This is a genomic window from Rhizobium sp. 01N447_2 (genome assembly GCF_056399245.1).
Genome location: NZ_JBFTQY010000035.1, coordinates 43,977 through 68,005 on the forward strand (window position 1 = coordinate 43,977; position 24,029 = coordinate 68,005).

The following is a 24,029-nucleotide window of genomic DNA, read 5'->3' on the forward strand; positions in this document are numbered from 1 at the left end:
GTGGATTTTCCTGAAGCGGCGGGTTTCCCGCCGTTTTGCGTTTCAGGTCCCCTTGCTTCGGGCGCTCAGCCACCAGTCGCGACTACCGTCGGCGACCTCGATTCCGGTCACCTCGGCATCCGACAGCCACTCACTCACCGCCCTGCCCCTGACGAGCAGACCCGGCGCGATATCGGCAAGCGGCATCAGCACGAAACCGCGATCGGTCATGCGCGGATGCGGCAGTTCCAGCCGCGGCGCGTCCTGGATCACATCGCCATAGGTCAGCACGTCGATATCGAGCGTGCGCGGCCCCCAGCGCTCGATGCGCTCACGTTTCATTTCCCGTTCGATCGACAGGCAGACATCGAGCAAAGCCTCAGGCTCCAGCCTGGTCTCGACGGCAGCGCAGGCGTTGAAGAAGAAGGATTGGTCCGTCTTGCCCCAGGGCGGCGTGCGATAGAGCCGCGAGACCGCCGTAACCCGACAGTCGTCCCGTCCGTCCAGCCTCTGCAGCGCGGCCGCCATCGCCTTTACGGGATCGCCGATATTGCCGCCGAGACCGAGTGTGGCGGATTGCCATGCGGCCTCAGGCAAAATGTTCAACGCTCACCTGCACGAAATCGAGCACGCCAGGCACCGGCGCGTTCGGCTTGCGCACCGTGATCTTCGCCCGCCGCACTTGCGGGAATGTCTCGCAGAGCCCCTTGGCGATATCGAGCGCCAGTGCCTCGATCAGGTAGCGCCGTTTGCCCGTAACGATCTGCTCGATCACGGTGAAGGCGACACCGTAGTTGACGGTATCGTTGATCGAATCGCTTTCCAGCGCCTCGCCGGCGACGACATCGAGCTCGGCATCGACGAAGAAACGCTGACCGAGGAATTCCTCCTCGTCATGCACGCCGTGGCGCGCGAAGAAGGCGCAGTTCTGCAGCGTAATCGTGTAGGTGGTCATGTCGGCCGCTTCCTCTCGAATTCCTGGCGCGCATTGAGCATAGCATCGGCGATATCGAGCGCATCCCTGTTGATTGCGACATTGTGCACGCGGAAAACCGCAGCCCCTTGAAGTCTGAGCAGCGCGCTGGTCGCAGCCGTCGCCGCATCCCTGTCCTGCGCCTCACGCCCCGTTACCGCGCCGAGGAAGCGTTTGCGCGACGTACCGGCGAGCAGCGGCAGACCGAAGCGGGAAAGTTCGGAAAACCGCGTCATCAGCTCCAGGTTTTCTTCCGCCGTCTCCTTGGCGAAGCCGAAGCCCGGATCGAGCACGATGCGATCGCTGTTGACGCCTGACGCAGCGGCGATCGCAAGCGATCGCTCGAGGAAATGCACCTGGTCGGCAATCACATCGACAAGTTTTACCCTGTCGCGACCGGTATGCATGATACAGAGTCCGGCTCCTGTCACTGCGGCGATATCAGCGATATCGGGCTCCTTCTGCAGCCCGAAGACGTCATTGACGATATGGGCGCCGGCACTGATTGCAAGCCGCGCCGTTTCGGCGCGATAGGTGTCGATGGAAATCAGCGCCTGGGTGCGGCCGCGTAGCGCCTCGATGACGGGCAGCACGCGCGCCTGCTCCTCGGAAGGGCTGACGGTTGCTGCGTTCGGCCGGGTCGATTCACCGCCGATATCGACAATTCCGGCACCCTCGCTCACCGCCCGCAGCGCCTGCTCGACCGCCGCATCGACGGTTTCAAAGCGTCCGCCGTCGGAGAAGGAGTCCGGCGTCACGTTGATGATCGCCATGATCGTCGAACGACGGCCGAGTTCGATCTCCCGGCCATGGCCGACACGCCACAATCTGCCTTCGAGCCCTGTCACCAGACTTATCCCATTGGAGACGAAAAAAGCACCATCCGATATTGCGCTTGTGGTGGCTATGCCCCAAGCTCCCGTCGATTTCAACACGGGTTGCGTTCAGAATGCCGCTTGCAGTGCGTTATATGGTCCTTCCTATCGCCTTTTCCATTGCTCTTTCCCTCTGCAGCCCCGTGGCAGCCGAAGTGATCGCATCGAAAAGCTATTCTTATTTCGACATTCGCGGCACAACCGCGGATGAGCTCGACCGCGAACTCAGCCGACGCGGGCCGACGGCGAGCGGCTCTTCGGCGCGTCATCCCGGCGCCACGAAGATCCGCTTCGGCGGCGAAGCAACCTATATTCAGGATAACGGGCGCTGCCGCGTCGGCAACGTCAAGGTCACGGTCCACACCCAGATCATCCTGCCGCGCTGGAGCAGCCGCAGGGGCGCCAGCAAGGAGCTGTCGATGATCTGGGACGCTCTGTCGAGCGATATCAAGCGCCACGAGGAGCGCCACGCCGAGATCGCCCGCGATCAGGCCCGCGCCATGGAGCGCGCCATCCGGGCGCTGCCGCAGCAGCGCGGCTGCGAAGCCATGCAGGAACTCGTCTCCGACGAATCAGCTCGCGGTATAGAGGAGCACGACCGGCAGCAGGCGCGATTCGACCGGGTCGAGGCGGTCAATTTTCAGAAGCGCATGTTGCGGTTGCTGAACAATCGAATCAATGGTCGAGCCGGCGCAAAATAAGGCTTTTTCAGTTTGGTTGCGAGCGGAAAACCTTAGCTGCACAACGAAACTTGTGCGAAACTTGCACCCTCCCCAGCGATTGAATGGTCATTTTTCATCCTGGCAGACTCAACCGGAACGCGTTAATATGAACACATTCGAAAGTTCAGGTACGGCATCTGCACTTTCATCGCTGGGTTCTCCTGGCGCGTTCCGAAGCCGCGGATGTTCCTCCCTCATCCGTAGGTAATGCGCCCGCCTCGCCTCGCTCGCTCTAGCGCGCGAGGCGTCTTTTTTGATATCGGATTTTTCGGCGACGTTTGAAGCGCAGCGCGCTTCAGGCCTGGCGTTCCGGCACGTGCACCACGAGCCCGTCATAGACAGCCTTCATCCGGATCTGACAGGACAGCCGCGAGGTCGGGCGTACATCGAAGGCGAAGTCGAGCATGTCCTCTTCCATCGCTTCCGGCTGGCCGACCTTCTCCGTCCACTCCTCGTCGACATAGATATGACAGGTCGCGCAGGCGCAGGCGCCGCCGCATTCGGCCTCGATGCCGGGCACCGAATTGCGCACGGCATTCTCCATCACGGTGGAGCCTTGGTCGACGTCGAGGTCGAAGCGCGTGCCGTCGAACGCGACGATGGTAAGTTTGGGCATCAGAACTATTTCCGGTCTTCAGGTGGATGGGCGGATTTTCTTCCGACAATTCGACGCATCAGTCAACATTGGGAAATCCGCGACAACCTCGCAGATCGGGCCTTCGCCCGCCGTCTTCAAAGCGTCATACCGGACGTCGCAAAAAGACCCGCGGTTCCGCAATGGAACAACGGGCCTCGTTCGAACGGTACCTCAATGCATCTCGCCCAAAATTGTGCAGCGGTTTTGGGACAACGACATGCGTCAGACAAAGACTTGGAGATCAGCCGCGGCAGAGCTTCAGGATGAAATTCTCGGCATCGATAACGGCAGCACCGAGCGCTGCTGTCGCGCCGRCATCACCGCCGGTTTCCTCGACGGCTTCCGCCGTCTGCGACACGCGGAACGCGCCGACCGAGCTTGCCGCACCCTTCAGCCGGTGCGCGGCTGCGCCAATACGGATGGTTTCGCCACTCGCGATATCCTGGAGGCAGGCACGCGCCTGGCGCGCAAACATCTGAAGGACTTCGATTTCCAGCGTCTTGTCGCCCATCGTCTGCTTTGCGAGATGGACCAGATCGATCGGCCGGACCTTCGAAGGACACGGTCCCTTTGCATTATCCGGCGCCTCGAATACGATGTTCAATGCTGCCATCTGGGCTGCCATTGCCAATTCTCCCGTCTCTATCGTCCGCAGTTGCAACAGTTCTGCGTCAGGAGGGTGGCCATCACGTTAAATTCCGGCACATTCATGGCGGAAATCTCGCCATATGGTTAACGTCCGTTAAATATCCCTAAATTATTGGTTTTTAAGCGATGCCTCGGATTCAAAGATGTTAACAACGGGTTAACGAGCCGTGAATCTCAAGCCTTCATTAATTGTGTGAAGAGCCCAGATGTGTCACTACGATACTGGTGGAGCGGGTTTATGGTACGCGCCTTTGCCGAGCGAGTGGATAATGGTAGTGTTTTGATACCTTCCGTTTGAAAAAGCGGCTATCTACTCTGAAATGACATGCTTATCCGTCCTTCGTTGGGATGGAAGGCTGGAACGGCAAAGTTGTTCCCGGGTGAGGCGGAAGCCAGGGATGCGCGGTTGGGCCGGCTGACAGTAACGAGGCATACCCGAATGGCGAACAACAAATACAATGAGTCAATTGAGGACAAGGCGTTCAAGGCATTGGACGAGGCGCTCCAGATCGACTTTAGCAAGGATAACGTACCGTCTCGCCGCGGCGACGCGCCCCAGGCCCCGGAGGCTAATGTGTCTGATCCATCGAATGCGCGTAATCAGCAGGAAGAAGCGCAGCGCCGCAGCCGCCGCGGTGCCGCCGGCGAGCAGGCTTCCAGGGGTCCGGCCTTCACGCCCGCCAACGACGCCAGCCGCAATACGCCCGCTTCGATCCTGAAATCCTTTGACGGCGCCTCCAGCCGCTCGGCGGTGCGCACCGCCACGCTGTTTTCCGTGCTTTGGGTCATGGCCGGCCTCGGCCTGATGTCGCTGCTTTATGCTCCGCAGATCTGGCAGATCCGTTCGCTCGCCGATCTCGTCGCCCTGCCCGGCGTCATCGCCGGCCTCGTCGGCATCATCGTTCCCGTGATGATGTTCTATGCCTTCGCCATCATGATCTCTCGCGCTCAGGACATGCGCAACGCCGCCCGCTCCATGGCAGAGGTGGCATTGCGCCTGGCAGAGCCGGAAACCATCGCCTCCGAGCGCATCATGACCGTCGGCCAGGCCGTGCGCCGTGAGGTCTCGGCCATGAACGAGGGCATCGAGCGCACCATCGCGCGTGCCTCCGAGCTGGAAACGCTCGTCCATTCCGAAGTCAATGCGCTTGAACGTTCCTATGCCGACAACGAGTTGCGCGTTCGCGGCCTCGTCCACGAACTCGGCTCCGAGCGTGAGGCGATCGTCAACCATGCCGACCGTATCCGCACCTCGATCGGCAGCGTCCACGACCAGCTGAAGGAAGAGCTGTCGCTTGCGACCGAAGAGATCGCGGTGCGGCTTGCCACATCGGGCGAAGCCTTCGCCTCGCTGATCGATACGCGCGCCGCGACGATCCTGGAAAAGTCGGACAACGCTCTGCAGTCGATGGGCAGCCTGCTCGCAGCCAAGACCGATACCCTGTTGCAGACACTCAACGCATCGGGTTTTGCGCTCGCCACAGAATTCGACAACCGCCTCGAAGCGCTCTCCGTCAATCTCAACGACCATGGCGAAAGGCTGCTCAGCCAGTTCGAAACGCGCGCCTCGACCATGGACAGCAGCACCGAGAAGCTGAATGCGGCGCTGAACGAGCGCACGCACCAGCTCAACGAGATCCTGATCGCCCGCACCCGCGAGATCAACGAGAGCCTGACGTCAGGCGAACGCACGATCGGCGGCACGCTTGACGACGTGCTGTCGAAGCTGAACAGCGCGCTCGACGAAAAGGGCGCAAGTTTCCGCCAGAGCCTGCAGACCACGGCCGACGACGCCGTCATGGATCTCGACGTGCGCTCCGGCTTCTTCGAAGAGCGGCTGCAGACGACCGTCGCCCAACTGTCGACCGCCTTCGACGAACGCGTCGCCGAATTCACCAGCGCCTTCGACAAGCGAACCGGCTCGCTCGATACCAAGCTGATCGAGAGCCTCGCTCGTATCAACGAGACGCTGACCGGCGGCTCGGATTCGATCGACGGCATCCTGAATTCCGGCATCGACCGGCTTGGTTCGTCGATGACCGACCAGTCGCTGGCGCTCGCCACCGCGCTCGCCACCAGCCACGAAGTGCTGGAAAGCACGCTTGGCAACCGCGCAGACGAAATTACCACAGCACTCACCAGCCGCACCGGTGAACTGACCTCTGCGCTGCAGAGCGCGACTTCTGAAATCGCGCTGACGCTTGCATCAGGCACCTCCGAACTGCAGGACAACCTTCAGACACGCTCGGCCGAACTCCGCGACACGCTACGCACCACCACCACCGATCTGACGACTKCCGTTGCCGCTGGCACAGAGCAGGTGACCGCTGCCTTCGGCGGTCGCGCCGAGGAGCTGAGCGGCGTGCTTGCTGCGCGTACGGCCGAAATCAGCGAGGCGCTCGGCACCGCCCACGGCCGCATCGACAGCGTCATGGCAGAGCGCGGCGGCGCGCTGGTCGAGGCGCTGACCACGCATCATGGGCGCTTCGAGGAAGCGCTGGCAACCCGCTCCGACGCCATCATCAATGCCGTCTCCGGCACCCATGACCGTCTTGCCGAGACGCTCGACGAAAAGGCGATGGCGCTCGCCATTTCCTTGAACGAGAGCCAGGCTCGCATCGAGGACACGCTCGAGACCCGCTCCGAGGCCTTCCTCAACGCCGTGTCTGGCACGCATGATCGCCTGTCGGAAACGCTGGACAGCAAGGCGGCGGCCCTTACGACCTCGCTCGACGAGCGCCATGCCCGCATCGAGGATGCGCTTGGAACGCGCGCCGAGGCACTGCTGAACACTGTATCCGGCACGCGCGACCGTCTTGCCGAAACACTCGACGAAAAGGCGATGGCGCTCGCCATTTCCTTGAACGAGGGCCAGGCCCGCATCGAGGATACGCTGGAAACCCGCTCCGCGGCGCTGCTGAACGCCGTCTCCGGCACCCATGATCGTCTCTCGGAGACTCTGGACGGCAAGGCGGCAGCTTTTGCCACCTCGCTGAGCGAAGGCCATGCCCGTATCGAGAATACGCTCGAAACCCGCTCCGCAGCGCTGCTGAACGCCGTTTCCGGCACCCATGATCGCCTCTCCGAGATGCTGGACGAAAAGGCGATGGCCCTCGCCATCTCCCTCAACGAAACCCAGACGCGTATCGAAGACACGCTGGAAACCCGCTCGGCAGCCCTGCTGAATGCGGTCTCCGGCACCCATGACCGCCTGTCCGAGACGCTGGACGAGAAGGCGATGACGCTCGCCATCTCGCTCAATGAGAGCCAGTCGCGGATCGAAGACACGCTGGAAGCACGCTCTGAAGCCTTCCTCAAGGCCGTGTCCGGCACGCACGACCGACTCTCGGAAACGCTCGACGAAAAGGCGACGGCGATCGCCGCCTCCCTGAACGAGGGCCAGAGCCGCCTGCAGGACACCCTGGAGAGCCGCTCGGAATCCTTACTCAATGCGGTCTCTGCCACCCACGACCGCCTGTCCGAGACACTCGACGATCGGGCGATGGCGCTTGCCATCTCGCTGAATGAGAGCCAGAGCCGTCTCGAGGAGACGCTGACAACAGGCGCCGAGGCGATCACCAATGCGGTTTCCGGCACGCATGTCGGCCTGAACGGAGTGCTCGACCAGAAGGCCGCCGCCCTCGCCGCCTCGCTAACCGAAGGCCAGGCTCGCCTCGAGGAGGCCTTGGGCCACCGCACCGCCGCGATCATCGGCGCGGTAACGGCAACCCACGATCGGCTCACCGATACGCTCGATGAAAAGACCATGGCGCTCGCCATTTCGCTCGACGATAACCAGAGCCGCTTCGACAGTGTGCTCGAAGCCCGCAGCAACGCCATCATGGAGGCCGTCTCYGGTGCCGAAGCCCGAGTCGCCGGCGCCTTCTCCGACAAGACCGATGCAATCCGCACCGCTTATACTGACAATCAGCAGCGGCTCGAAAATGCGCTTTCCGAACATAGCGCCGCCCTCTCAGGCGTTCTCGATACCGGCGGCGCCCGCTTCGAGGATCTCGTCGGCGGCTTGACCGGCCGCATCGAAGGCCGTCTGACCGATGCACATACACGGCTCGGAGGCCTCGCCGACGAGGCCGCAGCGCGCATCGAGGGCGGGCTCGCCTCTGCCCATGAGCGCATCCGCACGACGCTCGAAGACCGCGCCAACGCCATCGATCTATCGCTGAACCAGGCCCATGCGCTGATCAGCGATACGCTGGCCGAACAGGCGACCAGCATCGGCACCTCGGTGGCGACAAGCGTCGGCATGCTCGAATTGTCGCTGGAGCACCGTGAAGCGGCGATCCGCCAGGCGATCGATGCCGGCGCCCAGACATTGGAAGATCGCATGCATGCCGGCGCTGGCCAGATCGCCGGCCGCTTCCAGGAGGCGGCAAATGCGATTTCAAGCTCCACCCAGAATTTCTCCGCCCATCTCGATCGGTCGGTCGAAAGCCTGACGGGCCGTTTTGAAGAAACCGGATCGCGTGTGGAATCTGGTCTTGCAGCGATCGAGACCCGCATCCGCGATGGCGTCGGCGGCGTTGCCGAAAAGGTCGAAGCAGCCAGCGGCCAGCTGTCCGGCGTGCTTGCCGACGGCGTCTCCCGTATCGGCGCGCTCAGCGACCATGCCACGCAACGCATCTCGGCGACGCTCGAAGGCAGTGCTGCAAACCTCACTCAGGCGATCGACAGCCGCACCGCCAATCTGGCCGAGACGCTGGACAGCCGCACCACCAGCCTGACGGGCGCCATCGAGGGTCGCACCGCGAGCCTCGGCGAAACCCTCGACCGCGGCAACGAACGCATAGAGGAACGCCTCTCCACAATGGACCGTGCGTTGACCGTCGGCCTCGATGCCGTCAACCGCACCATCGAAGGCAAGGCCGCCGGTCTCGCCTCGACGCTGCGCAGTGCGGTTGCCGACGCGGCTCAGGGAATGGAAGGCGAAGCGACGAGAACCACCGAACTGCTTGGCAAGACCGGCCAGCAATTCGCCCAGGATCTCAATGCGAAAAGCGACGAATTCACCCGCACCATGGATGAGCGCTCGTCACAGATCGTCACCCGCGTCGCCGAAGCTCAGAACCGGCTGGCAAGCCAGGCCGCTGCCGTTGCCCAGACCTTCTCGGAAGCCGGCAACGCCATCGTCAACAAGGTCGCAGAGGCCGAGACCATCGTCGGCACGCAGGTCAATGCCATCTCCAAGGTACTGTCGGATGCCGGCCAGTCCCTGGAGACACGCGGCAATGCCATCCGCTCGACCCTGTCGGGCGCCGGCACCGAGATTTCCGCCACCATGGCGGATGTCGACCGGGCGCTCGAAGCCCGCAGCAGCGCCATTCGCACCAACCTCGAAGAGCGTGCCCGCGAGATCGATACGACGTTCTCCGAAATCGACCGGGCGCTCGAAGCGCGCGGCAACTCGATCCGCTCGACGCTCGAAGAGCGCACCCGCGACCTCAACTCGATGCTATCAGGCCGTTCGGTCGAATTGACACGCATCCTCGACGAAACGGCCCGCCCGATCATCGACCGCTACACCGATGCCGGCGAGCAGGCCGCCGCCCGCATCACCGCCGCGGCCAACCTCAGCGCCGACCGTCTGCGCGCCGAAAACGAAGCGCTCGCCAGCGCCGTTGCCGCCCGCACCGAGAATGTCGCCAATGCCGTCAGCGCCATCGAGAACAGCCTTGTCGGCAACGTCAACGGCCTCGTCCAGCGCATGTCGGAAAGCAGCGCGGCGATGGCGATGATGATGAACCGCGCTGCCGAGCAACTGACCAGCGTCGACGGCCGTCTCGGCGACACCACCACGCGCTTTGCCGACTCCGCCACCAAGGCCGCCGAGATGGTTTCCGCCTCGACCAGGCTTCTCGAAGGCAAGGTCGACCGTCTCTCCGACATCTCGGGCCAGACGCTGTCGCAGGTCGGCGGCATCATCGGCCGCTTCGACGAACACTCCAAGGTCCTGACCCAGGCCTCGCAGCTTCTCGGCGCCGCTCAGTCCAATCTCGCTTCGACGCTCGAGGAGCGCGAGAGCGCTTTGCAGACGCTTTCCGTTGGTCTCGTCCAACGCTCCGCCGAGATCGAAAAGACCATGCAAGGCCTTGGCGGCATGATCGAGACCGTGTTCGAGCGGGCAGAACAACGCTCCAGCCAGGTCACCGGCAATTTGCGCCAAGGCGTGCAATCCTCCTTCGCTGATATCGGCCGCATTCTCACCGAAACCGAGAAGCGTGCCCAGGAAGCGGCAGAGACGATGCGCGAGGCGATTACCCGCGCCGGCGACGAGGCCAATACGACGATCGACGGCACCTTCGCCAATGTCGAGCGCCGTTCCGGCGATCTCTCCAATCGCATTCGCGGCGGTCTCACCGCCTCGCTGTCGGAAGTCGAGCGCATGCTCGGCGAAGCCGGCCGCGCCTCCGACGGTGCCGCCCAGCACATGCGGGAAGCGCTGCGCGAGGCGATCGACGATGCAGTCGGCCGCTTCTCTGGCGCCACCGAAGATATCCGCCGCTCTGCGGCCGACATCCGCAGCGAGCTTGACGCCACCCGCGCCGAACTGAAGCGCGGCGCCTTCGATCTTCCCGAGGAAGCCAAGGAAAGCGCCTCGGCCATGCGCCGGGCMGTCGCCGAGCAGATCAAGGCGCTGCAGGATATCTCCCAGCTCGTGGGCCGCTCCAGCCAGCAGCTCGAGATCTCCGAGCCTGTCGCCCGCACGCTCGCTCAGGTGCAGCCGGCCCCGCGTCCCGCTCAGCCGGTCGCAGCCCAGCCGCCGCAGCCAGCAGCACCGCCGCCGATCGAAGCGACAGGTCTGCGCGGAACGATCGCACCGTCTGCGCCGGCTGCCGCCCCCCCGCGTGCCGCACCGCAGCCTGCCCCCGCTCGCCAGGAAACAGGCCGCCCGGAAACAGGTCGCCAAGAGCCGGCTCGTCCGGAAAGTGGCGGCTGGATCAGCGATCTCCTGCGCGGCGCATCGCGTGAGGAGGCCGCCGACGAGGCGGCTGCCCGCGTTCCGGCCCGCCCGGCGGAAACTGCCGCACCGGTCGCGCGCAGCAACGATAGCCGCAATCCGCGCCACGTAGTCGAATCGCTGAACTCGCTCTCGGTCGATATCGCCCGCGCTATCGATCACGACGCCTCGGTCGATCTCTGGCGCCGTTACCAGCGCGGCGAGCGCGACGTCTTCACCCGCCGCCTCTACACGCTGAAGGGCCAGCAGACCTTCGACGAGATCAAGCGCAAATATGACCGCGAACCGGAGTTCCGCACCGCCGTCGACCGCTACATCGGTGATTTCGAAAAGCTGCTCGCCGATGTCGCCCGCACCGACCCCAACCGGACGGTGACGCAGTCCTACCTCACCTCGGATACGGGCAAGGTCTACACCATGCTCGCTCATGCCGCAGGCAGGCTCGGCTGAGCCTGACTGACTGATACCTCTGGCGAAAACCGCCCGAGCGAACGGAGGCCAATTTCATCGTCGAATGGGAGAAAGTCGCTTGACCTGATGTCAGGCGGCTTTCGCTTTTGACCATGGGCTGCGCTTTGAGCCGGGAAACCCAGGCAGCAATTCGTAGGCCAGGTTTGATGCTACCATCTTTTTATTGAGCATTGCCGGCATCAGTCCGGACCAGATCATTTGACGCCCAAGTCTGAATTGCCTGGTTGAACACACGCTCACCATCGGCGCCCTTTTCAAGCGTCAGCAGTGCTCGTTTGCCGTCCTGATAGGAAATCGGCAAGTCGATCCATTGGCGTTCAAGCAGTTCAAGGTTCTTGGCACGAGCCTCAGGCAGATCATTGAGCGCCAGCATGTAAAGATTGTCCGTGACCTTGGCGGGCACGGCTATCAATGTGTCACCGCGATCGCTTTCCGTCGCCTTCATTGACATGTGCCGGAGACTGTAAATTCCACCTCCCTTAAATCCTGGCGCGATCTGAAACGACAATTCAATGAGGTGGCTTGCGGAAACGGAGGGATCTGCATTCCGTTCCAGTGTCAACACTGCAGTGAAGTGACGCTTCGGCACAGCAATGTGCGCTTGGATAACAGGATCGGAGTGTCCGCTGGCGTCGGTGCGCATATCGATTGACCACGTGACAGAACCGGGAACCGTCGTCGGCTGTGCCATCTCCGGCTTTTCCTCATACAGAAACATTTGAGGAACTAACGAACGCGGGACGGAGCGTCCGGATGACGCAAAGGCGGACAAAGCTGAAAAAACGAGCACACATATGCCAACGACCAAAACCATTGCCGAGCGCATCATAAAAATCCCACCCCTCGCAGCATAACGCTGTCTCCTACTGTATAATTTCTTAAATCGGAATTACGCAGCAATTCAAAGTGCTGCGGAAAATTCAAGGATAACTGCAACGGCGAAAACCGGGATCGCTATGCGATCCCGGTTTTCCGTCTTTCACCGATCGGCCGCTATGTTCCAGTTGTAGACGCACCGATCGAGGCCGATGGCGATCTCAAGCACCAGCACGTCATGATCGACGGCCGCTCCCTTCCTCGGCTGCGACTGGTAGCGCTGCGGAAAATCCGTGCGTCGGGAGATCGAGCAGACCTCCATCCATTTATCGCCGTTGTCGACCTCGATATCCATCGTCACCTCCGAATAAGCCGGCAGCCGGTCGGAGGGCACGATCCGGGTCGGCAGATGAATCAGCGATGCGATCATCCGGCGGACCGGTTCGAGGCAGGCGGCGTGATAGTCGTTGCCGCTGTCGGCCGTGAAGGCGCACTGGAATTCGAGCTGCCAGAACTCCTTCAACCGCATGTGTTTCGTCGGCTGCTCCTGCTCGCGGCGATAGGATCGGCCGGCCTGCCAGACGCAGAGCGGCAGCCGCGTCTTCGAGTGATTTCCGAGAATATGCTGCATGTAGATATAGGTCGACGGCGTCGTTTCCGGTCGCAGCACCAGCGCGGTATCGCTCGCGGAAAGCTGTTCCTGGACCCAGATATCGGCGTTCGAATAGGCGCTCGAAACCAGCGACCGCGGCATCAGCGCCGGCGCCTCGACCCTCCTGACATCCCAGGCCGGATTGACGGATCTGAGAAAACTGCGGACCTCTTGCGAGAAGAAGCCAATCATATGATCGCGCAGATGGATCTCGCGCTCCTCCCAATGGACGAGCGAATTGACATGATAAATATTGAGCACGGTGCCTGTCTCCCTGGCAACCTTGATTGACGTGGTGAGGGGCTTTACGTCCAGCAGCGCGCCGGACGCCTAGCGCCCTGACGTCACAGCAGGACGCGAAGACCTCGTCCGTCAAAAGCGCGCAAGATCGAAACCTGCGGGCAGGTGCTGATATGACGGGAGATGGGCGCGCTCTTCGTGCTCATGGCGAATTCTCTACGTGCCGTGCTGCGCATTGTCAAACGGGCGCGGCGAGGTCAAAACCGAGACGGTGAGACAAAAGGGATCATCTGTGGATAGCCCTTTTTTGTTGCCCCCTGTCCTTCATTCCGTCACAAACATTTCCGATCCGCAGCATTTAGTGAACGGCTCACTCGACCGTCCAAACGATAGAGACAGCAACATTGATGACCAAGACGACCTCCAGGCTCCTTGCCACCGCGCTCTCTTCCGCTTTCCTGATGGGCGCTTTCACACTGGCTGAGGCTGGCCAGGCAAGTTTTGTCGTGGATGCACAGTCCGGTCAGGTCCTCGAAGCCTCCAATCAGGACGAGCTGAACTATCCGGCGTCGCTGACCAAGATGATGACGCTCTATCTCGCCTTCGAGGCCCTGCATGACGGGCGCCTCGCCTGGGATCAGAAGCTCACCATGTCGGAAAATGCCGAGAGCAAGGAGCCCTTCAAGCTTGCTATCGGCGCAGGCCGAAAGGTGACGCTGCGTGAAGCGGTCGAAAGCATTGTCGTGCTGTCTGCCAATGATGCGGCCGTGGCGATTGCCGAGCACCTTGGCGGCTCCGAACAGGCTTTCGCCACTGTCATGACCGACAAAGCACACCAGCTCGGCATGAAGGATACGGTCTTCCGGAATCCCTCGGGCCTTCCGGATCCTGCTCAGGTCACGACGGCGCGAGATATGGCGACACTCGGCGTTTCGCTGATGCGCGACTTTCCCGAGGAGTTCAAGCTCTTCTCCATGCGCGGCTTCCAGTTTCGCGGCATGAAGTTCCGCGGCCACAACAACCTCATGTATCGTTATGACGGCGTCGACGGCATCAAGACCGGCTACACCGACGCATCGGGCTACAATGTCGTAACGTCGGCGCTGAAGGATGGCCGCCGGGTGGTCGGCGTCGTCATGGGCGAAAAGACCGCGAGCATACGCGACGACAAGATGGCAAGCCTGCTGGACAGCAGTCTGTCGCCGTCATCGACCGCCACGGCTTCCACGACACCAGGCAGCCAGCCGGGAGCGACGATGACGGATTCGCAACCGACCAAATAGGCCCGATGAGCAGAGACCTGCCGGCAGGTTTTGCTAGCGCATCGGCCCGAAAATCGGAAGCAACTTTTGGAAGGCACGATGCGTAGACTCCAAGAGTGAGAGCGTCCTTTGTGCGTCCGAAAGGACGCACGGCGCTCTAACGGCTTATCTGAAAGCCACTTCCAGATGCTGCCGGTCTTGCGCGATCACCCTGCAATTCGTTTCGAATCCTTCGCCTTTGATGGCAAGAACGAATTCCGAAGGGATGCCTGATGTATTGGAGACCGAAATGCCGGCGCTCTCCGAGCCGATGGATTTGACGGTGCAGTCGATGGTCGAGCGTCGATCGTTGAACAGGATCGAACCCGCCTTCAGCACCCGCCGTCGAGCGCCAATGGCGTGATCGGCGTGGATGGAAATCCACGACACGCAACGATTCCGTCCGCCATGCTTGGCCTGATACATCGCCGCATCCGCCTGAGCCAGCAGGGTCTCGATCTCCTTGCTGACGATCGAGAGTGCCGACGTTCCGAAGCTGGCTGTAACGGTCAGGGCGCCATGATCGCCGCGAATGATCTCAGAGGCGATGGCGGCTCTGAGTTTCTCGGCGACTGCGGCAGCACCTTCCCGATCGACATGCGGCAGGATGACGGCAAATTCCTCGCCGCCAAGACGACCAAACAGATCACCGGCTCGAAGGGTCGTCTTACAGGTCGATGCGACCGCCTTGAGGACCTCGTCTCCGGCCGCGTGCCCATGCGTATCGTTCACCTTCTTGAAATGGTCGATATCGAAAACGATGCATGAAAGATCGTGCTTGTGCCGCAGAGCGAGCGAAATGAGCTGATCGGCCTCCTGCTTGAAGGCACGCCGCGTCATCGCCTCGGTGAGGCTGTCGATGGCGGCCAACTGCATGAGCTCGATGCGGTCCATCGCGGCGCCTGCCAGCTCCTCGAGAATGCCGAGATCTCTGTTGCCGAACGATCGTGGCCTGCGGTCGATCGCGCATACCGTTCCGATCATGTGCCCGGCTTTTGTTCTCAACGGCACACCGGCATAAAAACGAATATTGTCCTCGCCCGTCACCGAAGGATGCTGCGAAAACCGCGAGTCCTTGGTAGCGTCCTGCACGACAACAGGCCTTTCACAGTCCACGACGTAGCGGCAGAACGTGTCTTCGCGCGACACCTCGTCGGCCGAAAGGCCGGAGCAAGCCGTGTACCATTGCCGATGCGCATCGATCAGTGAGACGATGCCGATGTCGATGGAAAAGATCTCCTTTATCAGGCGTACGATCCGTTCGAAGCCCTCGTCCCTCGGAGTGTCGAGGAGATCGAGCTGCTGCAGCGCAGCCAGGCGATCATTTTCGCGTTGGATCGCCTCCAATGACGATTTCCCGAAGACCCGTGCAGCCACCATGCAGCATTCCTCCTGAAAGGGATGCATGATGCGTTCCATAAATTCATGAAGAAATTGAATACGATGGCGGCCCCTAAGCCATGGGGTCAAATATTTTTCAGAATCGACAACCCTCGATATTCACGGGGCGACCTCGGAATTCCAGTTCAGATTGAGCGCAGCGTCCAACTGACGATCTCGGAGGCAACCGTGGAGAAGGCGCGGTCGAGGCCTTTGACGAAGCCGTCATTGTCGCCGCCGGACGGCGCCATGGCGCGGAACACCTTCTGGGCGCGCACCGAGCCGTTGCGGTCGTTGAGGATCTTGGCGGAGATCTCGACCACCGCCTGGTTGCCGTTCGAAGCATCGATCTCGAAGGAGCGGATATCGGTGACGATCTGGTAGTCGATCGCCAGCCCCTGCCCCGGCATGCCGACGCCGCCGAGCTTGCCCGAGTTCTCGAAGGCTTCCACCAGCTTCGACTGCACTATGCGCGGCAGCTTGTCGCCCCACTGCGCCTTGGAGAGATACTGGATTTCCGAAGGCGAAACACGGATGACGATCTGCTCGCTGTCGAGCGACCTTAGCGCCGTCGGGCTGGCGATCAGGATCTGGCGGGATTTGGCCGCGGGTCCGCTGCCGTCGACGGCGGCGGGCAGATCATAGGTGTCGTTCTTGGCCGCGGTGCCGCACCCGGAAAGGATCAGCGCCGTCAGCGGCAGCGCGATCACCGTTCCCCTGATCCAAGAACGGCGCGACAACAGATGCGATGCGACCATATTAGGCTACCCCTGATTTCCCAGTTAACGCCGCGTCCGGCCGTCATATTGCTTGACCGTGTCCCCGCCGAAGATCAGGCGTTGCGGATTGCGGTCGAAGTTGGTGATCGTATCGTTCAGATTGCTCACGGTTCCGCGCATGTCGTTGACGAGAGTCTGCACGTCGCGCAAGCCGCCACTCGAAAATTTCTGCAGATTGTCGGCGATCGGCCCGATGCGCGAATTCAGGTTGTCGGCCACCTTCTTGAAGGATTCCAGCGTATCGCGCGCTTCAGTGAACAGCGATTGCGTATTGTCGGTGCCGAGCAGCGCATCGACCTTGATGAGAATGCCGTCGATGCGGGTCGAGGCCGAATTCAGCTTGTTGGAAAGCTGCGACACGTCCTGGATCGTCTGGTCGATATCTTTCTGGCGCGCCGAAACCGTGTTGGCGACATCGCGGATCGAGGCTACGGCGGCGCGCGCGTCCTTGGTCGCCTGCGAGATATCGTCGACTGAGCCCTTCACCTTCGCCGGATCGATCTGGGCAACGAGCGTATCGACGCGGTCGAGTGTGGCCTGCGCCTGCTTGCCGAAATCATTGAAAGTGGTGGCCGTCTGGTCGAACTTCTGGATCGCGCCCTTGAGGTCGCCCGAGGCATCGGCGACATTGGCGGTAATCTTCTCGGCATTGGAGACGATGTTGTCGATCTTCTGCGCATCGACCGCCTTGACCAGCGATTCGACGGCTTGAAGCGTCGAGTCGACGCGGCCGGAAACCGCCTTCACTGTCTCCGAAAGCTGGCCGACGCTCTGCAGGAAGGAGTCGATATTGCCGGAATTCTTGGCCAGTGCATCCGAGAACGTTTCGGCATTCTTGAACGTCTCGGTCAGCGGCCCGCGCGAATCTTCGATAAAACCCTGAAGTTCGCCGACCGCGTCGTTAGCGCGATCGAGGATCTTGTCGGCCGTCGCCAGCAGATTGGTGACGCTCGACTGGTCGGCGACGATGACGGCGCGTTTGCCGTTGTCGATCGCATGCTGGAGGATGCTTTCCTCGCCCTTGCGGCCGCCTGACAGCTCGATATAGGCAGCGCCGGTCAAGCCCTGAATTTCAAGGGCGGCCTTGGTCGAGGGGTAGATCGGCGCATCGGTGCGCACCTGGGTGAAGGCCAGCGAATATTGCGGATCGTCGGCATCGATCGACAGCGTCTGCACCGAGCCGATCTGGATGCCGTTGAAGCGCACCGGCGAGCCGACGCTGAGGCCGTTGGCCGAGCCCGGAATACGAACGATCAGTTCCGTCATCGGGCCGCCGCGGCCGTATTCGGCCATCCAGTAGACGAAGCCGAAGGCAGCCGCGATCACCAGCACCGTGAAAAAACCGACAATCGTGTAATTGGCTTTGGTTTCCATCTTATCCGGTCACTTTCCGCTGCTGTCGTGCCGCGCGGCAGCAGCGTTCTGCGGCACGATCGACCGCGCGCGTTTGCCCTTGAAGTAGGCCTGCACCCACGGATCGTCATAGGCCAGCATGTCGTCGATCGTGCCTTCCACCATTACTCGCTTCTTTCCGAGCACGGCAATACGGTCGCAGACCGAAAACAGGCCAGGAAGACGAGTTCCGGATCGAGTGACAGCGCGCGCGCAAGGGCTGCGCGCTTGATCATGCCGCCGGACAGTTCGGACGGATATTTGTCGGCGGCATCGGCTGCAAGCCCGACCATACGGATCTTCAGATGCGCCAGCTCGTCCATCAGCGAGGTCGGCAGGTCGAGATATTCGCGCATCGGCACCTGGATATTTTCCTTGACCGTCAGCGACGAAAACAGTGCCCCCTGCTGGAACAGCACGCCAAGCCGCATGTCGAGCGCGTTGCGCTGCGGCTCGTCGAGTTCGTCGAAATCCTGGCCGAGGATCTTGATCGTGCCGGAGCGGCGCGGCAGCAGCCGGAGCACGGTGCGCATCAGCACCGATTTGCCGGTGCCGGACGCGCCGACGAAGCCGAGGATCTCGCCGCGGTAGATATTGAGGTTCAGATTGTCGAGCACGACCTTGGAGCCGAAGCCGACGGTGACGTCGCGCGCCGACAGCACGATGTCCCTTTCGTCCTTGTCTTCCGTATCGATCGGTTTCTCGTCCACGCGGTCCGCCATCCTAGAAATCGATCGCTGCATAGAACATCGCAAAAAGCCCGTCCATCAGGATGACGACGAAAATCGCCTTCACCACCGCGGCCGTCACGTGCTGGCCGAGGGATTCCGCGCTGCCACCGACCTTCAGCCCCTCGACGGCGGCGACGATGCCGATGACCAGCGCCATGAACGGCGCCTTGATCATGCCCGACAGAACCGTCGACAACGTCACCGCCTCGTGCAGGCGCGACAGGAAGTTGGCGAAGGTGATGCCGGAATAGCCCCAGGCGACGGCGGCAGCACCCCCGAGCGAGGCGAAATTTGCCAGCACCGTCAAAAGCGGCAGCGCGATGGTCAGCGCCACCAGCCGCGGGAAGATCAGCACGCCGATCGGGTTCAGGCCCATCACTTTCAGCGCGTCGATCTCCTCGCGCATCTTCATCGAGCCGATTTCGGCGGTGATCGCGCTGCCCGAGCGGCCGGCGATCATGATCGAGGTTAGAAGCACGCCGATTTCGCGTAATTGCAGGATGCCGACGAGATCGACGACGAAAACCTCAGCGCCGAAGTAGCGCAGCTGAAAGGCGCCCTGCTGGGCGATGATCGCCCCGATCAGAAACGACATCAAAAGAATGATCGGAACGGCGCGAACGCCCATATGGTCGATCTGGTTGACGATCGAGGCCGGCGAAACGCCGCTGCCGCGGCCGAACTTCATCTGCGCGCCGCGCACCGCCGAGCCGAGGATATACATGGCGGCAGCGAAATTGTCCCAGACCTCATAGGTCATTTTGCCGATCGGCGCGAAGATGCGCGCAACAAGCGAGACTTTCTCCGTCTGCTCCGGCTCGGGCTTGGCCGGCTCCTCGGAAAACATCTCCAGCATTTCGTCGATATGCGGGTTGGTGCCTTCGAAGCGAACCGCTCGCCCGCCCGCCTCTTCTTGCTTCTTCAGCCGGCACAGCAGCCAGATGCCGGCGGTGTCGATCTCCGATATATTAGAGAGGTCTACCGTGAGGTCGCCGGTCTTCTTCTGCAGCAGCTTTTCGAAATCGCGCAGCACTAGATGGATGTAGGCGCTACGCCAATTTCCCTGAAGACGCACACGCTGTCCCGAGCCATCAGCCTGGTCGTCCACATCAAGGGAGGCGGCGTTGCGATTCTCGGCGTTCAAGATACTTGTGTCTTTCAAGGCTTACAGCGACATTGCCGAATCGCGAAGCAGATCGTTCGTCGCCCGGCGCGTCAATATACAGAAGCACCGTGCAATTTCCATGCTCGCAGGAGAGCAATAATGCCGCGCACCCTCGATATCCAGATGAATTCCTTTCCGATTGCCGGGACCTTCACCATCTCGCGCGGGGCAAAGACCGAAGCCGAGGTCATCACCTGCACGCTTGTCGAAGAGGGTGCGCATGGGCTCGGCGAATGCGTGCCCTACCGCCGCTACGGCGAGACCATGCAGAGCGTTTTCGCCCAGATCGAAGCGGCGCGACCGCTGATCGAGGCCGGCATTTCGCGCCATGACCTGCTGTCGGCCATGCCGCCGGGTGCGGCCCGCAACGCCGTCGACTGCGCCCTCTGGGACCTCGAGGCAAAGCAGACAGGAGACAGCGTCGCCACCCGCCTCGGCCTTGCCGCTCTGAAGCCGCTCACCACCGCCTACACCATCTCGCTCGGTGAGCCGGAGGTGATGGCCGCCCAGGCGCGCGAGCATGCAGGCCGCGCCCTGCTCAAGGTCAAGGTCGGCACCGGCGACGATGAAAGCCGCATCCGCGCCGTCCGCGCAGCAGCACCCGATGCCGAAATCATCCTTGATGCCAATGAGGGCTGGCCGGAAGCAGTGTTGGAACGCCACCTCAATATCGCCGCCGAGGCGGGTGTGGCCCTCGTCGAGCAGCCGCTGCCGGCCGGCCGCGATGGGCTGCTCGCAGAAATCCGCCGCCCGCTCCTCGTCTGCGCCGACGAGAGCGTCCACCACACCGGCGATCTCGCAAGCCTTGCCGACCGCTACGACGCGATCAACATCAAGCTCGACAAGACGGGCGGCCTGACGGAGGCGCTGTCGATGAAGGCCGAGGCCGAACGGCTTGGATTCAGCATCATGATCGGCTGCATGGTCGGCACCTCGCTTGCCATGGCGCCCGCCGTATTACTCGCCCAGAATGCCGATTTCGTCGATCTCGACGGCCCGCTGCTGCTTGCCCGCGACCGCGAACCCGGCCTGCGTTACGCCGCTTCCCTGGTCTTTCCGCCCGAAAGCACCCTCTGGGGCTGAAGATAATAGGCTGAGATGACGAGGCCGAGGCCGGAGAACGCGACCACGGCCATGACGTAGTAGCTGACGACGCCGAGCCAGGCATAGAGATAACCCGACGCCAGGGTCATCAGCGCCATCGCCATGCCGACATAGAAGAAATACGCGCCCTGCGCCGATGATTCCTGCGTTTCCTGCACGGTCGCCACGATCCGCCGCTGCACGCCGGTATGCACGAAGGCGTAGGTGAAGCCATGGAAACATTGCAGCAGGAAGAAACCGGCAAAGCCTGTATTCATCGGAAACAGGATCCAGCGGCAGACACTGATGGCGCAGCCGAAGCGGATCAGCGTCCAGGCGTCGAAGCGACGGTTGAGACGCTTCGACAGGAAGAACACCGTCACTTCCGAAGCGACGCCGGCGCTCCAGAGCAGGCCGACTTGCGTACCGGAGAAGCCAAGCTGATGCCAGTAGATCGAGGAAAAAGCGTTCAGCACCGCATGGCTCGACTGCTGGATGGCGACGCCGATCAGAAGCAGCAGAAGATGCGGCTCGCGCAGGCCGCTGCCGGTGGCTGCCGGAATGTTGATCGGCTGGCCGCGCCGTCGCGTCGGTCCGATACGCGGACAGAAGATCGCCATGACCACGGTCATGATAAAGCCGAAGACCATGACCGGCAGCACCATTTCGCCGCCCCACCGACTGATCAGCTGGCCGCCGACCAGCGTCGAGACGATGAACGCGATCGAGCCCCATACGCGCATCGATCCGTAATCGAGCCCCCAGCGGCGCACACCCGAGATGACGATTGATTCGACGACGGGCACATAGGGCGCGAAGGTGGCGCCCTGCAACGCATAGACGATCGTGACGGGCCAGAAGGTCGTCGTCCAGAACAGCGCGATCGCCGTCAGTAGCGACAGGCCGCCCGACCAGAGCAGCACGTCGGCACGCTCCTTCAATCGATCGGCGATCATGGCGACGACAGGCGCTACCAGCACGCGAACCACCATCGGTATGGCAAGGATGATGCCGATCTCGTGGTCGCTGAAGCTGTGGGTTGCGAGCCACACGGGAAAGAAAGGCAGGACGATGCCGTTGACGAGCAGCGGCGCGCAGTAGGAAAGCGCGCTGAGCAGCCGAAAGCGCGGCGGCGCTCCCTCACCCGTCGGGGAATTTTGAGCGGGAATCATTGGTGGACCTGAAGGAAACTGGACGTTGTCCTAACACACCACCCTGGAGGCGACTATTGCGAGAAATAGCCGTTCTGAAACGTTTTAGAAAATAAATAGGGCCTGTCGCCTGACGGTAACGGCTAAATTCGAGGGAGCGCAGGCGCGGATGCGCCGGCGCCAAAATCAGGCGGCCTGTGGAGCCAGTTCTGCGTCTTCCCGATCGACGGTGGCAAGTGCTGTCACACTGCTGGCGAGCGCCCGCCAGGTGATCAGTTCGAACGTGCCGTCCTCATGCTCGGCGACCGCCGTGCAGCTTTCCACCCAATCACCAGTGTTGATGTAACGGATACCGTCCATATCCTGGATAATGGCATGATGGATATGTCCGCAGATCACCCCGTCGGCGCCGTTTTTGCGGGCTTCCTCGGCCACGACGCGCTCGAACTCGCCGATGAAATTGACGGCATGCTTGACCTGCAGCTTCGCCCAGGCCGAGAACGACCAGTAGGGCATGCCAAGTCGGCGCCGCACCGCCGCCAGAATGATATTGATGCGGATCGCCGTGTCATAGGCCCAGTCGCCGAGATAGGCGAGCAGTCGGGCGTTGCGGACGACGACGTCGAACTCGTCGCCGTGCAGGATCAGATATTTTCTGCCGTCGGCGCCGTCATGCATCATGCGCTCGACGACCTCAATGCCGCCGAAATGCATGCCCGGGAAGGCCCGCAGGAATTCGTCGTGATTGCCGGGAATATAGACGACGCGCGTGCCCTTGCGCGCCTTGCGCAACAGCTTCTGGACGACGTCGTTGCAGACCTGCGGCCAGTACCAGCTGCGCTTGAGACGCCAGCCGTCGACGATGTCGCCAACGAGCACGATCGTATCGGCCTCGTGGTGGCGCAGGAAATCCAGCAGGAAGTCGGCCTTCGCGGCCTTCGAGCCGAGATGGACATCGGAAATGAAGAGCGTGCGGAAATGTCTGGGTTCCATCATGTCTTTCACGAGCTGCCGCTCATGTCCCATCTTTCATCTAGCCTTCCAAAATCAGACTCGTGTTTCAGGAAGATGACAAGGTGTGGAAAAGCGCTGCAAACCAGTTCATCTCACGCGGGCAGAATGCCCGTTGCCGCGCTGGCAGAATGCCTGTCGCCGCGCGGGCAGGATGCCCGTCGCCGCCAGGCCTGCCGGCCATGTTGCCCTGCGCATTCAGGGCGTTCATGATAGCGGCGATTCATATCCGACAATGCGGGATGGCTGATGCGTCTTTTTCTCGTTCGCCACGGCGAATCCCTCGGCAACATCAACGAACAGGCTTACCGCCAATTCGGCGATCACAACGTGCCGCTGACGCAGTGGGGCCATCGGCAGGCACTTGAGGCAGGCGGCGTGATCGCCTCCTGTCTCAAGGCATTGCCGAGCGCCGGTTTCGGCAAGCTGCAGATCTGGTATTCGCCATTTTTGAGGACGCGGCAGAGCAAGGATGCGCTGCTCGAAGCCCTGCCGGAAAGCGTCGTCGGCGATATCAGGGAAGATTATCTGCTGCGCGAGCAGGATTTCGGTCTCTTCACCGAAATCTATGACCACGCCGAACAGAAGCAGAAGTTTCCCGAGGAGTTCGAAAAATGGGCGAGGCTGCGCAGCAACAGCGGCAAGTTCTACGCACGGCCGCCGGATGGCGAAAGCCGGGCGGACGTGGCCCAGCGGGTGCGCCTGTTCCTGCAGACCGTTATGCACGATGACGAAAATAGCGACCACAACGTTGTGATCGTTGGTCATGGCGTCACCAACCGGGCGGTCGAAATGAATTTTCTGCACCGCCCTGTCGAGTGGTTCGAGCGCTCCGACAATCCTGGAAACGCCGATATCACGCTGATCGAGGGGACGCGCTCGCAAGGATACGAGTCGATCCTGCTGCATCAGGCCGCCGACCGGCAGCCGGGACAGGAAGGCGAACTGCGCGATGCCTATGGCGCCGACGTGACGCTTACACCGAAGCCGACTGCATAACTCCTTAAATCGAACCGCCGCAAAGGTCTGTGGCGGGTTGCGTAAGGC

The 24,029-nt window shown here is 61.8% G+C and carries 18 protein-coding genes and 1 pseudogene; 5 read left to right on the forward strand and 14 right to left on the reverse strand.

Translation table 11 applies throughout. From position 1 onward, the window contains the following. Window positions 1–42: 42 nt before the first annotated feature. Genes folK through folP form a run of 3 tightly spaced genes read right to left on the reverse strand, consistent with a single transcriptional unit; the run spans window position 43 to window position 1,800 of the window. A complete protein-coding gene (gene folK, locus AC1ECN_RS22350; RefSeq protein WP_130673529.1) occupies window positions 43–576 on the reverse strand; it encodes a 2-amino-4-hydroxy-6-hydroxymethyldihydropteridine diphosphokinase in 534 nt (177 codons plus the stop codon). Next, window positions 569–934, reverse strand: coding sequence for a dihydroneopterin aldolase (gene folB, locus AC1ECN_RS22355; RefSeq protein ID WP_017964523.1), 366 nt, complete (start codon window positions 932–934; stop codon window positions 569–571). The genes folK and folB overlap by 8 nt, the downstream gene beginning before the upstream one ends. Then, entirely contained in the window at window positions 931–1,800 is an 870-nt protein-coding gene (gene folP, locus AC1ECN_RS22360) for a dihydropteroate synthase (protein WP_477954123.1), read from the reverse strand. The genes folB and folP overlap by 4 nt, the downstream gene beginning before the upstream one ends. A 101-nt stretch (window positions 1,801–1,901) precedes the next feature. Here folP and AC1ECN_RS22365 point away from each other — a divergent pair, with 101 nt between their 5' ends. Then, on the forward strand, window positions 1,902–2,528 hold the full coding sequence (locus AC1ECN_RS22365; RefSeq protein ID WP_024321842.1) for a DUF922 domain-containing Zn-dependent protease: 627 nt from the start codon (window positions 1,902–1,904) through the stop codon (window positions 2,526–2,528). Window positions 2,529–2,844: 316 nt separating this feature from the next. Here the strand turns inward: AC1ECN_RS22365 and AC1ECN_RS22370 are convergent, their stop codons facing one another. Next, window positions 2,845–3,165, reverse strand: coding sequence for a 2Fe-2S iron-sulfur cluster-binding protein (locus tag AC1ECN_RS22370; protein ID WP_024321843.1), 321 nt, complete (start codon window positions 3,163–3,165; stop codon window positions 2,845–2,847). Between the two features lie 262 nt (window positions 3,166–3,427). Then, the gene (locus AC1ECN_RS22375; RefSeq protein ID WP_477954125.1) at window positions 3,428–3,811 is read right to left on the reverse strand and encodes an Hpt domain-containing protein; all 384 of its coding nucleotides are present in this window, start codon (window positions 3,809–3,811) and stop codon (window positions 3,428–3,430) included. Between the two features lie 462 nt (window positions 3,812–4,273). On the opposite strand from AC1ECN_RS22375, the gene AC1ECN_RS22380 reads away from it, so the two are divergent. Next, entirely contained in the window at window positions 4,274–11,260 is a 6,987-nt protein-coding gene (locus AC1ECN_RS22380; protein WP_477954126.1) for an apolipoprotein A-IV repeat region-like domain-containing protein, read from the forward strand. Window positions 11,261–11,441: 181 nt separating this feature from the next. Here AC1ECN_RS22380 and AC1ECN_RS22385 read toward each other — a convergent pair whose 3' ends face one another. Beyond that, window positions 11,442–11,972 (reverse strand): hypothetical protein, encoded by a 531-nt coding sequence (locus AC1ECN_RS22385; protein WP_024321845.1) that lies wholly within the window; start codon window positions 11,970–11,972, stop codon window positions 11,442–11,444. Window positions 11,973–12,260: 288 nt separating this feature from the next. Then, window positions 12,261–13,010, reverse strand: coding sequence for an aminoacyl--tRNA ligase-related protein (locus AC1ECN_RS22390; RefSeq protein WP_024321846.1), 750 nt, complete (start codon window positions 13,008–13,010; stop codon window positions 12,261–12,263). A gap of 386 nt (window positions 13,011–13,396) precedes the next feature. Between AC1ECN_RS22390 and AC1ECN_RS22395 the strand changes: the two genes are divergently transcribed. Beyond that, complete coding sequence (locus AC1ECN_RS22395; RefSeq protein WP_130661686.1) at window positions 13,397–14,272, forward strand: D-alanyl-D-alanine carboxypeptidase family protein; 876 nt, start codon at window positions 13,397–13,399, stop codon at window positions 14,270–14,272. Between the two features lie 144 nt (window positions 14,273–14,416). Here AC1ECN_RS22395 and AC1ECN_RS22400 read toward each other — a convergent pair whose 3' ends face one another. From AC1ECN_RS22400 to AC1ECN_RS22420, 5 genes and pseudogenes are all read right to left on the reverse strand, one after another. Then, entirely contained in the window at window positions 14,417–15,670 is a 1,254-nt protein-coding gene (locus tag AC1ECN_RS22400) for a sensor domain-containing diguanylate cyclase (RefSeq protein WP_130662803.1), read from the reverse strand. A gap of 146 nt (window positions 15,671–15,816) precedes the next feature. After that, complete coding sequence (locus AC1ECN_RS22405) at window positions 15,817–16,428, reverse strand: ABC-type transport auxiliary lipoprotein family protein (protein ID WP_018072307.1); 612 nt, start codon at window positions 16,426–16,428, stop codon at window positions 15,817–15,819. Between the two features lie 24 nt (window positions 16,429–16,452). Continuing rightward, complete coding sequence (locus AC1ECN_RS22410; protein ID WP_018072308.1) at window positions 16,453–17,823, reverse strand: MlaD family protein; 1,371 nt, start codon at window positions 17,821–17,823, stop codon at window positions 16,453–16,455. Window positions 17,824–17,832: 9 nt separating this feature from the next. Next, a pseudogene (locus AC1ECN_RS22415) lies at window positions 17,833–18,563 on the reverse strand (ABC transporter ATP-binding protein). Between the two features lies 1 nt (window position 18,564). Then, window positions 18,565–19,734, reverse strand: coding sequence for an MlaE family lipid ABC transporter permease subunit (locus AC1ECN_RS22420; protein ID WP_018072309.1), 1,170 nt, complete (start codon window positions 19,732–19,734; stop codon window positions 18,565–18,567). Window positions 19,735–19,836: 102 nt separating this feature from the next. Here AC1ECN_RS22420 and dgcA point away from each other — a divergent pair, with 102 nt between their 5' ends. Further along, window positions 19,837–20,820: an N-acetyl-D-Glu racemase DgcA gene (dgcA, locus tag AC1ECN_RS22425; RefSeq protein ID WP_018072310.1), complete on the forward strand. Its 984-nt coding sequence runs from the start codon at window positions 19,837–19,839 to the stop codon at window positions 20,818–20,820. Here dgcA and AC1ECN_RS22430 read toward each other — a convergent pair. Both AC1ECN_RS22430 and AC1ECN_RS22435 read right to left on the reverse strand, forming a co-directional pair. Beyond that, window positions 20,772–21,992, reverse strand: a complete 1,221-nt coding sequence (locus AC1ECN_RS22430; RefSeq protein ID WP_018072311.1) for an MFS transporter — start codon at window positions 21,990–21,992, stop codon at window positions 20,772–20,774. The genes dgcA and AC1ECN_RS22430 overlap by 49 nt on opposite strands. 165 nt (window positions 21,993–22,157) lie before the next feature. Beyond that, entirely contained in the window at window positions 22,158–22,997 is an 840-nt protein-coding gene (locus AC1ECN_RS22435; protein WP_018072312.1) for a UDP-2,3-diacylglucosamine diphosphatase, read from the reverse strand. A 234-nt stretch (window positions 22,998–23,231) separates the two neighbouring features. Between AC1ECN_RS22435 and AC1ECN_RS22440 the strand changes: the two genes are divergently transcribed. Continuing rightward, the gene (locus AC1ECN_RS22440) at window positions 23,232–23,981 is read left to right on the forward strand and encodes a histidine phosphatase family protein (RefSeq protein WP_018072314.1); all 750 of its coding nucleotides are present in this window, start codon (window positions 23,232–23,234) and stop codon (window positions 23,979–23,981) included. The last annotated feature ends 48 nt before the right edge of the window (window positions 23,982–24,029 follow it).